12 protein-coding genes are annotated in these 13,921 nt (G+C 73.8%); 7 read left to right on the top strand and 5 right to left on the bottom strand.

Translation table 11 applies throughout. The annotated features are described in order from the left end of the window. Window positions 1-167: 167 nt before the first annotated feature. Together ACIHAR_RS16690 and mmuM are read left to right on the top strand one after the other, a co-directional pair. Window positions 168-2,264 (top strand): autotransporter, encoded by a 2,097-nt coding sequence (locus tag ACIHAR_RS16690; protein ID WP_400019999.1) that lies wholly within the window; start codon window positions 168-170, stop codon window positions 2,262-2,264. 185 nt (window positions 2,265-2,449) lie between these two features. Continuing rightward, window positions 2,450-3,388: a homocysteine S-methyltransferase gene (gene mmuM / locus ACIHAR_RS16695; RefSeq protein ID WP_400020001.1), complete on the top strand. Its 939-nt coding sequence runs from the start codon at window positions 2,450-2,452 to the stop codon at window positions 3,386-3,388. 254 nt (window positions 3,389-3,642) lie between these two features. Here mmuM and ACIHAR_RS16700 read toward each other — a convergent pair whose 3' ends face one another. Continuing rightward, window positions 3,643-5,259 (bottom strand): carboxylesterase/lipase family protein, encoded by a 1,617-nt coding sequence (locus ACIHAR_RS16700; protein WP_400020003.1) that lies wholly within the window; start codon window positions 5,257-5,259, stop codon window positions 3,643-3,645. Window positions 5,260-5,805: 546 nt separating this feature from the next. Here ACIHAR_RS16700 and ACIHAR_RS16705 point away from each other — a divergent pair. Both ACIHAR_RS16705 and ACIHAR_RS16710 read left to right on the top strand, forming a co-directional pair. Further along, entirely contained in the window at window positions 5,806-6,819 is a 1,014-nt protein-coding gene (locus ACIHAR_RS16705; protein ID WP_400020005.1) for a hydroxyacid dehydrogenase, read from the top strand. 503 nt (window positions 6,820-7,322) lie between these two features. Next, window positions 7,323-8,369 (top strand): LacI family DNA-binding transcriptional regulator, encoded by a 1,047-nt coding sequence (locus ACIHAR_RS16710; protein WP_400020007.1) that lies wholly within the window; start codon window positions 7,323-7,325, stop codon window positions 8,367-8,369. A gap of 23 nt (window positions 8,370-8,392) precedes the next feature. Here ACIHAR_RS16710 and ACIHAR_RS16715 read toward each other — a convergent pair whose 3' ends face one another. Together ACIHAR_RS16715 and ACIHAR_RS16720 are read right to left on the bottom strand one after the other, a co-directional pair. Further along, window positions 8,393-9,058: a ThuA domain-containing protein gene (locus ACIHAR_RS16715; RefSeq protein WP_365465086.1), complete on the bottom strand. Its 666-nt coding sequence runs from the start codon at window positions 9,056-9,058 to the stop codon at window positions 8,393-8,395. A 101-nt stretch (window positions 9,059-9,159) separates the two neighbouring features. Next, window positions 9,160-9,765: a hypothetical protein gene (locus tag ACIHAR_RS16720; RefSeq protein WP_400020009.1), complete on the bottom strand. Its 606-nt coding sequence runs from the start codon at window positions 9,763-9,765 to the stop codon at window positions 9,160-9,162. 73 nt (window positions 9,766-9,838) lie between these two features. On the opposite strand from ACIHAR_RS16720, the gene ACIHAR_RS16725 reads away from it, so the two are divergent. Next, complete coding sequence (locus ACIHAR_RS16725; RefSeq protein ID WP_400020011.1) at window positions 9,839-10,471, top strand: VOC family protein; 633 nt, start codon at window positions 9,839-9,841, stop codon at window positions 10,469-10,471. Window positions 10,472-10,772: 301 nt separating this feature from the next. Further along, entirely contained in the window at window positions 10,773-11,168 is a 396-nt protein-coding gene (locus tag ACIHAR_RS16730) for a VOC family protein (RefSeq protein ID WP_400020013.1), read from the top strand. A 10-nt stretch (window positions 11,169-11,178) separates the two neighbouring features. On the opposite strand, the gene ACIHAR_RS16735 is transcribed toward ACIHAR_RS16730, so the two are convergent. Together ACIHAR_RS16735 and ACIHAR_RS16740 are read right to left on the bottom strand one after the other, a co-directional pair. Next, a complete protein-coding gene (locus ACIHAR_RS16735) occupies window positions 11,179-11,865 on the bottom strand; it encodes a helix-turn-helix domain-containing protein (RefSeq protein WP_365465074.1) in 687 nt (228 codons plus the stop codon). A gap of 115 nt (window positions 11,866-11,980) precedes the next feature. Then, complete coding sequence (locus ACIHAR_RS16740) at window positions 11,981-12,916, bottom strand: AraC family transcriptional regulator (protein ID WP_400020016.1); 936 nt, start codon at window positions 12,914-12,916, stop codon at window positions 11,981-11,983. Between the two features lie 176 nt (window positions 12,917-13,092). Between ACIHAR_RS16740 and ACIHAR_RS16745 the strand changes: the two genes are divergently transcribed. Beyond that, complete coding sequence (locus tag ACIHAR_RS16745; RefSeq protein ID WP_400020194.1) at window positions 13,093-13,908, top strand: NmrA family transcriptional regulator; 816 nt, start codon at window positions 13,093-13,095, stop codon at window positions 13,906-13,908. Window positions 13,909-13,921: the final 13 nt, after the last annotated feature.

The raw sequence follows: 13,921 nt of genomic DNA on the forward strand, positions 1-13,921 counted from the left end.
ATGACGAACGACGGGTGGAATGGCGAACGCCGAAAAGGTAAGGGTGCGTTCCGAGCTGGTCAACGGGTTGGACGAGACCCGGGAGAAAGGCCTTTCACAGCGTTCCGAATCTCGGGACGGGCGCCGGATTTCTGTTATCGGCCGACGTTCCGCCCGTCTCCGACAACGTGCGCAGCCATACCCACAGGACAGCAGCGGCCGTCGGCGCCCTCGCGGCGGTCGCCGCCCTCACCGTCGTCCCTCCTCCGGCGGCCGCCGCCGGCACCCGGGACGTCACCGCGGACGTGCTCGCGGGCCGGGACGTCACCCTCGACGGCGACACGGTCGTCACCGTGCCGTCCGGCACCACCAGGTACGACGGCGTGTTCCGCGGCGAGGGCACCCTCACCGTGCGCGGCTCCGGAACCCTGATGTTGACCAGGAACAGCGACTTCACGCTGCCCAGGTCACGGCAGCGGCAGACCGTGCGCACGCTCGGCGGCGACCACCCGTACGTCACCGTGACCGACCCCGATCCGCCCGCGATCACCGTCGAGCGCGGCGCCACCCTCCAGTACGGCGACGGCGGGACGACCGGGCTGATCGGCCACTTCCCCTACGACACCCCGGCGTTCCGGCTCAACCAGGACAACATCCGGGTCGACGGCACCCTGCGGCTCTCCCTGAGGAGCGCCTACAACCTGGGCACCGTCAGCGGCTCCGGGCTGATCACCCAGCCGAGGTTCCTCTGGGGGACCTGGGACCTGTCGGGCACCCACTCCTTCTCCGGGGTGATCGACAACGGCACCCAACTGAACGCCGGACGGCCGGAGTACGCCACCTCACTGCCCAACGTCCGCAAGATCCTCAACCAGGGCACCTTCACCGTGGACACCCCGCCGGCCCGGACCGTCACCATGGGCATGGACTTCTACCAGCGCGAGTACGGCAGCGACATCAACGTCCAGTCCCGGCCGGGCGGCAAGGTCGTCCTGACCGGCCGGTACAGCTGGTCGGACCAGGGCGGCGACACCGACCCCTCGCTCAGCGACCCCGCCCTGAACTGGACGCCCGCGCACAAGAACGTCAACAAGCGCGGCACCGACATCAAGGGTGCGGACGTCCGGTGGGGCGACGGCACCACCGACGAGATCTTCATGCCGGGCACCGCCGAAACCGTGTACATCAACCTCCTCGCGGCCCGCTCCCGTTCCCGGCTCACCTTCGACTACAGCGGCCCGGTGACGCTCGGCGCCCCCATCGGCGGCGGCCGGTTCCACGACACGCTGTCCGCACCCGGCGCCGGGGACATCGTCATCGCCGGCACCAAGGGCAACGACGTCACCTTCGCGGCCGCGCAGTACTACGACGGCTCCACGACCGTCGAGAAAGGGGCGGTGCTGCGGCTGGGCTCGGGCGCGGCGGACGGCGACGGCTCGCTGCTCACCGGGACGCAGCGGCGGCGGATCGTGAACGACGGGACGCTGGTCGTGCGCAACACCAGGACGGCGATCTCCCTGTCGCGGCTCGGCGGCAGCGGCTCGTTCGTCCAGTCCGGGGCCGCCACGACGACGCTCGAGGGGGCGTCGGTGACGTACACCGGGACCACGACCGTCCGGAGGGGAACCCTGGCCCTGCGGGACGGGGCGACGCTCGTCAACAGCCGGGCCGTGACGCTGACGTCGGCCGGGGCGCGACTGGACACCGGGGGTTCGGCACTGCGGGTGACGAGCACGCTCAGCGGCAAGGGCACGGTGAAGGGGAGCGTCACGAACGAGGGTGTGGTGGCGGGCGGGCTGACGGTGACCGGTGACTACACGCAGGACGACCAGGGCCGACTGGTGGTCGGGAACGCCCCGTTGAAGGTGGGCGGGAAGGTGCGGCTGGCCGGGCACCTGGACCTGTCCACGGCCGAGGCGGACCCCGCGCAGGAGATCACCGTGCTCGACCACAGCGGGCACGCCCCTGTCACCGGTGCCTTCGAAGGGTTGGAGGAGGGCGGGGAGGTGAAACTCGCCGACACCGTTCACCGGATCAGTTACCGGGGCGGGGACGGGAACGACGTCGTCCTGACGGCGACCTCCGCGAGTCCCTCGACGGCGGGGCGCGGTCAGGGGGCTCCGGGGGCGGTGACCACGGACCCGCGGAGCGCGACCGCCGTCGGCGGCGGCCTCGGATGGTGGCCGTACGTACTGGCCGCGGGGTTGCTGGCCGGACTGATGCTGCCGGTGAGCTGGCGCACGTGGGGCGGCAGGCGACGCAGGGGTGGCCGGCACGCCGCCTAGGGGTGGACGCCGTCGCTCAGGCAGGGGTGGGCCCGTCGCTCAGGCCTGGGTGGGCCCCGTCGCGCAGGCAGGGCGGACCCGGGCGAGGCGGGCCGTGATCGCGCTCGGCGTCCCACATCGTGGGCACCCTGTTCAGGAAGCGGACACACGGGGCCGGGCCCCGCGGCTTCGACTAGCGTCGGGTCATGACCAGCGACACCCCTTCCCCGCAGGCCCCGACCCTCGCCGAGGCGCTCGCCTCCGGAGCCGTCGTGCTCGACGGCGGCATGTCCAACCAGCTCGAGTCCGCCGGGCACGACCTCAGCGACGAACTGTGGTCGGCACGGCTGCTGGCCGAACGGCCGGAGGCGATCACCGAAGCGCACCTCGCCTACTTCGAGGCGGGCGCGAACGTGGCGATCACCTCCAGTTACCAGGCCACCTTCGAGGGTTTCGCCCAGCGCGGGATCGGCCACGAGGAGGCGGCGCGGCTGCTCGCGCTGAGCGTCGACCTGGCCAGGGAGGCCGCGCGACAGGCCCGGGACAAGGGGGTCAGGCGCCCGCTGTGGGTGGCGGCCTCGGTGGGGCCGTACGGGGCGATGCTCGCGGACGGCTCCGAGTACCGCGGCCGCTACGGGCTCACCGTCGACGAGCTGGAACGTTTCCACCGGCCCCGCCTCGAGGTGCTGGCGGCCTCCGCCCCCGACGTGCTCGCGCTGGAGACCGTGCCCGACGCCGACGAGGCCGAGGCGCTCCTGCGGGCGGTGCGCGGGCTGGGGGTGCCTGCCTGGCTGTCGTACAGCATCGCCGGCGACCGCACCCGGGCCGGGCAGCCCTTGGAGGAGGCGTTCGCCCTGGCCGCCGACGTGGAGGAGGTGATCGCGGTCGGCGTCAACTGCTGTGCCCCCGAGGACGTGGAGGGCGCCGTGGCCACCGCGGCACGGGTGACCGGCAGGCCGGTGGTCGTCTACCCCAACAGCGGCGAGGCCTGGGACGCCGAGGCCCGTGCGTGGAACGGCCGCTCCTCCTTCGCCCCCGAACAGGTCCTCGGATGGCGGGAGTCGGGCGCGCGGCTGATCGGCGGCTGCTGCCGGGTGGGCCCGGAGGCGATCGCGTCGATCGCGCGGACGCTGGCGACGGCGTAGCGGTCCGCGCGGTGCCGGGCCGGTCCCCGGACGCCCCGGGCGAGCACCTGCTGCCGGGGAGCACGTGGTGGTGCGCGACTCGGTGGCGGGGGTCGGCAAGGGGTCACGGGCGGGACGGTGAGGCGCGGGGCGCGGAGGCGTGGGGCGCGGAGGCATCGGGCGCGGGCATAGGCGCGGTGGGAGACGGTGGCGCGGTGGGCGACGGTGGCGCTGGCCGCGGGCGTGCGGTGAGGCGGTGGCGCGGGGCGGGGCTGTCAGTGGCGGCGGGCTCCGCCGACGCGGCGCAGACGGCGGACCGCCGACCGCAGCTCGGTGCCGCGCAGGGGGCGGGCGGTCAGCGGGTCCGGGGAGACGGGGACGGCGAGTTCCGGGCGGGTGGAGGCGGCCGTCCACAGGGCCAGTTCTCGATCCCGTGGACCGTACGCGGTATGCAATATTCGGTCCTCCTCGCCGAAGACGCCTACCGGATGCGTCTCGTCCCACGCCTCCCAGCCGGGGTCACCGGTCGCCGCGAACCGCACCCACGCCCCGTGCATCGCGTCGGCCAGCTCCTGCGGGGCGCCCTCGCCGGCGAGCTTCGCGGACTCGGGCACGTCCCCGGTGTCGAAGACGAAGCCCAGCTCCAGGGCGTGGCAGGAGCCCAGGCCCGGCCGTAGCGACGGCCAGGCGAACTCGTACACGTACGACGACCCGGGCCGGGAGTCGGCGAGGCGCTGCAGCGGCAGCCGCAGCAGGTGGTCGGTGACCATCTGCCCGACGGTCTCGGCGGTGCCGGCCTCCGGGTGCAGGGCCCGGTAGCCGCGCGGCACCTCGTGGCCGCAGTGGCAGCGGGCCATGGCGCCGGCCAGGGCGACGGCGCCGAGGCGGTCGACGCGTTCCAGCAGGCCGCCGGGGACCAGCCACAGCCGGTATTCGTCGCGGGTCCAGCCCAGCAGCAGGTCGACGCCGCGGGCCGCGTCGCCGTCGACGAGCGCCTCCAGGGGGTGGCGCGGGACCAGGTCGCCGTCGACGACGATCCCGAAGGCGGGGCCGCCCAGGATCGGGCTGCTGAGCCGCCCGATCTCGGCCTGGGTGCGCAGCAGCAGGTCCCGGTCGACCGTCGCGAACGCCTCCGCGGTGGCCGGGACCTTCAACCGGTTCGCCATGCGGCGGACCATGCGCCGGACCTTGTCGCGCTCGAACGCCTCCGGCGGCCCGCTCTGCAGGACGGCCCGCCGGAAGAGGCCCTGGGCCTGCGGGGCGGCGATCAGGGCGCCGATGCTGATGGCGCCCGCGGACTGCCCGGCCAGGGTGATCTGCGCGGGGTCGCCGCCGAAGGCCCCGATCGACTCGTGCACCCAGCGCAGGGCGGCGAGCTGGTCGCGCAGGCCGGGGTTGGCGGGGGCGTCGGGGAACAGCCCGTACCCTTCCACGCCCAGCCGGTAGTTGATCGACACGAAGACGATCCCGTCCCGCGCGAAGGGCCGCCCGTCGTACACGGGCACCGCCGACGACCCCCTGGTGAGTGCCCCGCCGTGCAGCCACACCAGGACCGGCAGCCGGCCGCCCGGGCCCGGGTCGGGCGTCCACACGTTGAGGTTGAGACAGTCGTCGCCCGGCACGACCGGGTCGGACAGGTACTGCGCGAAGGCCTCCGAGTACGGCGGTTTCGGCGCTGTGGGCCCGAAGGCGCCCGCGTCGCGGACTCCGTCCCAGGGCTCGGGCGGCACGGGCGGCCGGAACCGGCGGGGCCCGAAGGGCGGTGCCGCGTACGGGATGCCCCGGAAGACGGCGACGCCGTGCTCGTACCGGCCGCGTACAGCTCCGTACGGAGTGGTCACCACGGGGTCGGTGTCGGGCCTCGCCACGGGGTTCGTCCGGCCTGCCGTCATCTGCCCACCAGCCCTTCGCCGCGCTCGTGCACCGGTAACACCAGAGCACCACAGGGGCGTCCGGTATTCCGGTGCACGGGCCTTGGACTGGGCTGTTCGGCGTACATCAGGGTGCCGAGGCCCAGCTGGTCGCAGCCACCTCTGGTGGAGCCGTGGTCCCCGCCGCCGCCCTCGGGGGCGACGGAGAGGGTCCGGGCGATGTACCTGTCGTCCAGGCAGAAGCGCCGGTCGTAGTGGTATGGAGCATCGCCAGGATCGGGCGGACGACCCCTGCGACACCGCCTACGACAGCGTCGACCACGCCGGCGACAGCGAACCGCTCACCATCACGCCCCCGGACGGAAGCACGTTTCACGTAAGCCTCGATTCACCCGCCTCCGCCGTCCCGGCCTGGGCCAACGACCCGCGTGACGCGGCAAGTTGCCTGAGCCGCACGGCAGCAGATCTCCACGGGGGTGATACGTACGACCGATTGCCCCCGCCTCCACCCGGACCTACGGTGGAAGGCGCTTTCAGAAAGCGTTTCCCCCGCGCCTCAGGAGAGTCATGCCCAGCGCCCAGCTGCCCGGGGCCGTGTTCGCCATGGATCCGGTGCATCTGCCCCTGCTGTTCCCCGCGCCGCTCCTGGCCCGGCTCCGGCGGACGGCCGAGATCGACCCGGCGGTCGTCGTAAGGGACTTCACGTCCCCCGCCGCCGCCTCCGCGCTGGCCGGCGCCGACGTCCTGATCACCGGCTGGGGCTGCCCCCACCTGAGCGCGGAAGCCCTGGCCGCCGCGCCCCGGCTGCGCGCGGTGCTGCACGCCGCCGGCTCCGTCCGCTCCCTGGTCGGCGAGCCGCTGTGGAGTCGTGAGATCACCGTCTCCAGCGCGGTCACCGGCAATGCCCTGCCCGTCGCGGAGTACACCCTCGCGATGATTCTTCTCGCCGGGAAGGACGCCTTCACCCACCGCGAGCGCTTCCGCCGCACCCACGTCCACCCCGCCCCCGAGGAGACCGCGGCCACCGGCAACCTCGGCCGCCGCGTCGGCGTCATCGGCGCCTCGCGCGTGGGCCGCCGCCTGCTGGAGCTGCTGCGGCCGCACGACTTCGAGGTCCTGCTGCACGACCCGTACGTCGACGCCGCCGAGGCCGCCGAACTGGGCGCCCGGCTGCTGTCCCTGGAGGAGCTGCTGCGCCAGAGCGACATCGTCAGCCTGCACGCGCCCGACATCCCCGAGACCCACCACATGCTCGACCGTGCCCGGCTCGCCCTGGTCCGCGACGGCGGCGTCCTGATCAACACCTCGCGCGGCGCCCTGGTCGACCACGCCGCCCTCACCGACGAACTGGTCGCCGGCCGGCTGCACGCGATCCTCGACGTCACCGAGCCCGAGCCGCTGCCCGCCGACTCGCCTCTCTACCGGCTCCCGAACGTCTTCCTCACCCCGCACATCGCGGGCTCCCTCGGCAACGAGCTCGAGCGGCTCGGCCTCATCGTCGTCGAGGAGCTGGAACGGCTGGCCGCCGGCCTGCCCCTGGCCCACGAGGTGCGCCGGGCGGACCTGGCGCGGGTGGCCTGACGCCGCCCTCGGGCCACCCGCGGAGGTTGCTCACAGCCTTCCCTGACGAGACGGGTGCAGGGGAGGTGACGGTCGTCGGGGTCGACGTGCGTGCGCCGGTCGTCCTCGGTGTGACGGTCGAGGGAGTGGACGCGCGCTTCCGGTACGTCCGTGAGGTTGTGCGGGTGCCGGTCGGTCCGCCGCGGACCGCGGCCGGCTCTCCGACGACCACGGAGGGCGGCTGCGTCTCACGGGGACTTCGGCGGGCGTCCACGTGCGGGACCCGGTCGACGCGTCGTTCACCGCATGTCCGGCTGACGTGCACGCCTGTCTGGGTCGGTCGCGCCGTGTGGCCTGGGCGTCTTCACCGCCGCAAGATCCGGCGACTCCCGGTGTCTTCCCGTCATGCTGAGGCACACCTAGGATAGCAAGCGCTTTCTGCGAGCCGTCGGTGTGGATCGGCTCCGAAAGGGCGGTGGTCGAACTTTCGCTGGCCCTCGGGCGGGCCGGAGAGGTGGTAGCCGATGGTCCGCACGGGAAGTGCGAGCGTGACGGCCGGACCGACCCTGGCGGTCGTGGCCCGCGAGGCGGGCGTGTCCGTGCCGACGGCCTCCAAAGTGGTCAACGGGCGTGAGGACGTGGCTCCCGAGACCCGACGCCGTGTCACGGAGGCGCTCGACCGCCTCGGTTACGTGCGCAGACCGCGCTTCGACGCGACGAAGCCGCCCCGGCTGGTCGACCTCGTCGTGCACTCGCTGGAGAGTTCCTGGTCGGGCGCGGTGTTGCACGGTGTGGAGGAGGCGGCGCACGACGTGGGCCTGGACGTGGTCGTCTCCGCCGCGCTCGCCCGCACCCGGGCCGGCCGTCCGCAGCGCGGCTGGCTGGACAAGCTCACCGCACGCGGCTCCGCCGGGGTGCTGTTCAACCTGGCCGAGCTGACCGAGTCCCAGTACCTGTGGCTGGAGCAGCACCGCATTCCGTTCGTGATGATCGATCCGGTGGTCGAGCCGCCCCCGGGGGTGGTGTCGGTGGGCGCCGCGAACTGGCAGGGCGGGGTGACGGCGACCGAGCATCTGCTGGCCCTCGGCCATGAGCGGATCGCGGTGATCGCCGGTCCGCGCCGCAGGATGTGCAGCAACGCCCGGGTGGCCGGGTACCGATCGGCGCTGGCCTCGGCAGGCCTGGGCCACCGCCCCGAGTACGTCCGCAACGGCGGCTTCGACGAGACGGTCGCCCGCCACCGTATGCGCGAGCTCCTCGATCTGCCCGAGCCCCCGACGGCCGTGTTCGTCTGCTCCGACCGCATGGCCCTCGGCGTCTACCAGGCGGTGGCGGAGCGGGGGTTGAGGGTGCCGCGCGACGTCAGCGTGGTCGGTTTCGACGACCTCCCCCAGTCCCGCTGGACCACCCCCGCGCTGACCACTGTCCGCCAGCCGCTGGCGGAGATGGCGGCGACGGCCTTACGGCTGCTGGTGCGGATGATGGACGGCGAGCGCCCGGAGGGGACGCGCACGGAGTTGTCGACGCGGTTGGTCGAGCGGGCGAGCACGACGTCACCGCCGCCGGCCTGACGCGCGTGGTCACCGCGCGGGCGTCACCGGGCGCCTCCGCGGTCCCGGTGCCCGGCGGCCCAGTCGATGCCGCCGCGCAGGTGGGCCAGGAAGTCCGCGTCGCGGTAGGCCTCCGCCGTGTGGCCGAGGGCCGTGTAGAAGACGCGGCCCGCTCCCTGTTCGCGGCACCAGGCGAGGGGGTGGTCGGCGCCCATGCCGCCGCCGTCGTAGGAGGACTCGTCGGCGGTGAGGAGGACACGGGCCCGGTCGCGCGGGTTGGTGCGGAAGTCGTACCACTCGTCGGTGAAGTCCCAGACGGGGGGCAGGTGGCGGGTGGCGGGGTGGGCGCGGTCCTCGACGACCGCCTTGCCGGGCTGGAGGGCGGGGTGGCGGGCGAAGCGGGCGCCGAGGAGTTCGCCGTAGTACGGCCAGTCGTACTCGGTGCAGGCCGCCGCGTGGATGCCGGCGAAGCCGCCGCCCTCCTCGACGTAGCGGGCGAGGCGTGCCCGCCCGTCCGGGGTCAGGACCTCGCCGCTGGTGGAGAGGAAGACGACGGCCGCGTAACCGTCGAGCGGGGCCTCCAGCGCGGCCGGGTCCTCGGTGTGGTCGACGGTGTGCGCCCCGAGTTCACGTACGGCGGTGACGGCGTCCGGAATGGAGTCGTGGCGGTAGGCGGTGGTGCGGGTGTACACCAGCAGGCGGGCGGTCATGTGACCCGACTCTATGGGGAGGGGAGCGCGAGACCCAGAGCTGCGATCCGGGCGAAATTTTCGCGGAGTGAGCGGCGCGACGGCAGCGTGCGCGGCGTTCGTCAGCCCCCGGCGTCGACGTCGTTGTCCGGAGCTCCGTCGCCCACCGGCGGCAGGTCACCCCGTTCCACCGGTGTGCCGCCGGCCGGCGCGGGCGGCAGGAGGGCGTCGAGTTCGTCGGCGGAGGGACGGTGGACCTCGCGGGCGGCCTCGCGCAGGACGTCGCGCGGCACGCCGGTGCCGCCGATCCGGATGAGGTACCCCTCCTTCGGCAGCACGTACTCCGCGCCTCCCCCGCCGCCGCGGTACCAGGCGTCGCCGTCGCGGGTGCACTCGGCGCGGGTGCCGGAGGAGTCGGCGGGCGGCTGGGTGGGGCAGGTCTCGGCGGTCATCGTGCCGCGGTCGACGGTGAGCGTGAGCTGGGTGCCGTTCTGCTGCGAGACGTACGTGGCGGAGAATCCGTCGCCGCCGTACACGCCGACGGACTGCTGGGCGAGGGTGTAGCCGGAGGCCTCGGTGACGTGCACGAACTCGGGGGCGATCCCCAACGCCCGCGCCCGCGCCTTCAGTTCGGCCGGGTCCGCGGCGCCTGCCTCCTCGCTGCCGCAGGCGGTGAGGAGGACGGGGGTGAGCAGCAACGCCGACAGGGCGCGCACCGTACGGATCATGCGGCCATCCTGCCGCACAGGTGTTCCACAGGCGCAGCCTTTTCCGGGCATGGGGCGCGTAGTCTCGGGCGTGATGAACACGATTCCGTCACGGCTCGACCATCTGGTCCTCGCGACCCCGGATCTGGCGGCGACGGTCGCCGAGTTCACCCGGCGCACGGGGGTGACCCCGGCTCCCGGCGGGGTGCACGTCGGGCTCGGCACCCGCAACCACCTGGTGGGACTGGGCGGTCGCGCCTACCTGGAGATCATCGGCCCGGACCCGGAGCAGCCGGCACCGGCCGGCCCGCGCCCCTTCTGTGTCGACGGGCTCGACAGGCCGCGCACCATCACCTGGGCGATCAGCCCGCCCGACCTGGACCGTGCGGTCGTGGCCGCGCGCGCGTCCGGCTACGACCCTGGTGAGGTGCGGGAGATGAGCAGGCGCCGGCCCGACGGCACGGTGCTGGAGTGGCGGCTGACCGACGGCGGCGCCCCGCACCCGTCCGGCCTGGTCCCCTTCCTCATCGACTGGGGCTCCACGGTCCACCCCTCCGCCTCGGGACTGCCCGTCACTCCCCTGTCGGAGATGACGGCCACCGCCCCCGACCCCGACGAGATCCGCCCTCTGCTCGCCGTGCTCGGCACGAGCCTCACACTCGCGGAGGGGCCGGTGGGCATCTCGTTCACGGTGGACACGCCGAACGGGCCGGTGACCTTCACCTGACGGACCGGGCGGGCCTCAGCGGTCGCTTCTGCCCGATCCCGGGATCGTGTATGCCCGGTGACCGCGGTATGCAGAATTCCGTAGGCCCGGTGCCTACGGTATGGGGCATTCTGTATGCCCCGCGCCTACCGTATGCCGCATCCTGCATACTCCGCGCCTACGGTATGCGGCATTCTGCACACCCCACGCCTACGCCTACGCCTACGCCTACGGTATGCCGCATTCCGCATACCCCCCGTACGCCGTACCCCGCGTCCGATTCGTTCAAGACCGCTCCCGGACCCCCGCCTACGGTGGCCGCATGACTCCACGATTCGATGCCATCGGCCTGGTCGTCTCCGACATGGCGGCCTCCGTCGCCTTCTACCGCCGCCTCGGCTTCGCGTTCCCCGAGGGCGCCGAGCGGGAGCCGCACGCCGAAGCCGAGCTGCCCGGCGGTCTGCGGCTGTTGCTGGACACCGAGGAGACCGTCCGGTCCTTCCATCCCTCCTGGCAGGCGCCGTCGGGGGGCGGCCGGTCCTCGCTCGCGCTGCGCTGCGAGGGGCCGGCCGAGGTGGACGCGGTGTACGAGGAGTTGGTGGGCGCGGGGTACGACGGTGAGCTGAAGCCGTGGGATGCCTTCTGGGGTCAGCGGTACGCCGTCGTGCACGACCCCGACGGCAACGGTGTCGACCTGTTCGCGCCGCTGGAGCCGTAGCGCGCCGCCGCTAGCGCAGCAGGTCCGTCAACGTCGTCCCGGTCAACTTCCTGACGTCTCGGGCGAGGTGGGCCTGGTCGGCGTACCCGGTGCGGGCGGCGGTGTCCGCGTACGGGAGGCCCGCCCTGGCCAGCGCGAGGGCGCGTTGGAGGCGCAGGATGCGGGCGAGGGTCTTGGGGCCGTAGCCGAAGGCGGCGAGGGAGCGGCGGTGCAGCCGGCGTGCGCCGAGGCCCAGTTCGTCGGCGGCCGCGGCGACGGGGCGGCCCGCGGCGAGGGCGGCGACCAGGCGGCGCAGTTCGGGGTCGGGCGGGGTCGCGCCCTGCCGGGCCGTGTGTTCCAGCGCCAGTTCCTCCAGGCCCGTGGCGGGGTGTGCGGCGGCCTCGACGCGGGCGCGCAGGCGCCGTACCCGGGCGGTGGGCCACAGTTCGGTCAACTCCACGCGCCGGTCGCGCAGTTCGTGGGCGGGGACGCCGAAGAAGGCCGGCGCGGTGCCGGGGTAGAAGCGCAGGCCGGCCCAGGGGGTGGGCGCGCCGTCGGGGGTGTGGGCGCGGGTGTCGGGGCCGGCGACGAGCAGTCTGCCCTGGTTCCACAGCAGGTCCATGCAGCCGTCGGGGAGGACGGGACGGGCGCCGGTGCCGGCCGGGGTGTTGGTCCACACCACCGCGCCGGTCAGCCGGGAGGGGCGTTCCTCGTACACGTACGCCAGGCTACGCCGCCGTGGCCGGGGGGGCGGCGGGGCTTCTGTGCGGCTCGGGGCCTCTGTGCGGCTCGGGGCCTCTGTGCGGCTCGGGGCTTCTGTGGAGCTCGGGCTTCTATGCGGCTCGGGTGCGGTGTTCCTGGGGGCTGATGCCGTACACCCGCTTGAAGGCGCTGGAGAGTGCGAAGGCGCTGCCGTAGCCGACCTGGCGGGCGATGGCGGCGATGGTGTCGTCGGTGTCGCGCAGCCGGTCGGCGGCGAGGGCGAGGCGCCAGCCCGTGAGGTAGGTCATCGGGGGTTCGCCGACGAGTTCGGTGAAGCGGCGGGCGAGGCCGGCCCGGGAGACGCCCGCCTTCGCGGCGAGGGTGGCGACGGTCCAGGGGTGGGCGGGGTCGTCCTGGACGAGGCGCAGGACGCGGCCCACGACGGGGTCGGCCATCGCCCGGTACCAGGCGGGCGCCTCGGCGTCGGGCCGGGAGAACCAGGCCCGCAGGGCGGCGATGACGAGCAGGTCGAGGAGCCGGTCCAGGACGACCTCCTGGCCGGGTTCGTCGCGTCCGATCTCCTCCGTGAGGAGGGGGGTGAGCGGGCACTGCCACACGTCGGAGGTGAGGGAGAGCAGCGGTGGCAGCGCGTCCAGCAGCCGGCCGCTGATCTCGCCGTCCATCATGTACGTCCCGATGAGCACGACGGTGGAGCCGTCGAGGCGGTCGCCCCAGGCGCGTACGCCGAGGTCCATGGATCCGTTCAGGGGCCGTCCGTCGGGGTAGGCGCACTTCCCTTCCGGGAGGATGAGCGCCTGGGGGGTGGTGGTTGGGTCGTCGGCGCAGGTGTAGGCGCCGGGGCCGCGTGCGATGGCGAGGTCGCCGGCGGCGAGCCGGATCCGTTCCCCTTCGTCGGGTACGACCCATGCCTCGCCGCGTGCCACCAGCATCACCGTGAGGGGGGCGCGGTCCTCGACGCGTACCGCCCACGGGGGGTCGAAACACGCGCGGATCATGAGGGCGCCACGGGCGCGTGGACCCTCCAGCAGGCCTGCGAGTGCGTCCATGCGGTCAGCGTAGACGCGTGCTTATGGGAATGAGCCGTTCGGCGATGGGCCGTTGCCGTGTGCGGCAGTTGACTGGTGGCATGACACAGAACAAGGCACAGAACGCGACACACGACGCGGCACAGAACACGGCACAGAACACGGCACGGGACGCGGCGCAGGACACGGCGCGGGACATGACCGTGGTGGTGACCGGCGCGACCGGCCGTACGGGCGGGCGTGTGGCGCGGGCGGCGCGGGCCGCGGGGCTCGCGGTGCGGGAGGCGTCGCGGGCCACGGGCTTCGACTGGCGGGAGCGTTCGACGTGGGCGGGGGTGCTGGCGGGCGCGGACGCGGCCTACCTGGCGTATCCGACGGACATCGGTTCTCCCGAGGCGGCCGGTGCGGTCGGTGGGGTGGCGCGGGAGGCGGTCTCGCTCGGGGTGCGGCGGCTGGTGCTGCTGTCGGCGCGGGGTGAGGAGCGGGCGCGTCCGGCGGAGGAGGCGTTGCGGGGGTCGGGCGCCGAGTGGACGGTCGTGCGGGCCGCGTGGTTCGCGCAGAACTTCAGTGAGGGTCCGCTGGTGGAGGAGCTGCGGCTGGGCGGGGGGCTGGTGTTCCCGGCCGCCGAGGGTCTGCGGGAGCCGTTCGTCGACGTGCGGGACATCGCGGACGTGGTGGTGGCGGCGCTGGTGTCGGGCGGGCGGTATGTGGGGCGGGAGATCGACGTGACCGGGCCGCGGCTGCTGACGTGGGGCGAGGCGGTGGCGGAGGTCGGAGCGGCGGCCGGGCGGGAGCTGTCGTACCGGTGCGTGCCGGCCCGGGAGTACCGGGAGCGTCTGACGGGGTTCGGGGTGCCGGACGCGGAGGCCGGCTTCCTCGTGGAGTTGTTCGAGGAGCTGCTCGACGGCCGGAACGCCCGCCTGTCGGACGGTGTGCGCCAGGTCCTCGGCCGTGCGCCGCGCGACTTCGCGGCGTTCGCGAGGGAGGCGGCCGGGGCGGGGACCTGGGCGTGACCTGGGCGTCGGC

The organism is Streptomyces sp. NPDC052016, from assembly GCF_044548445.1.
Lineage (GTDB): Bacteria > Actinomycetota > Actinomycetes > Streptomycetales > Streptomycetaceae > Streptomyces.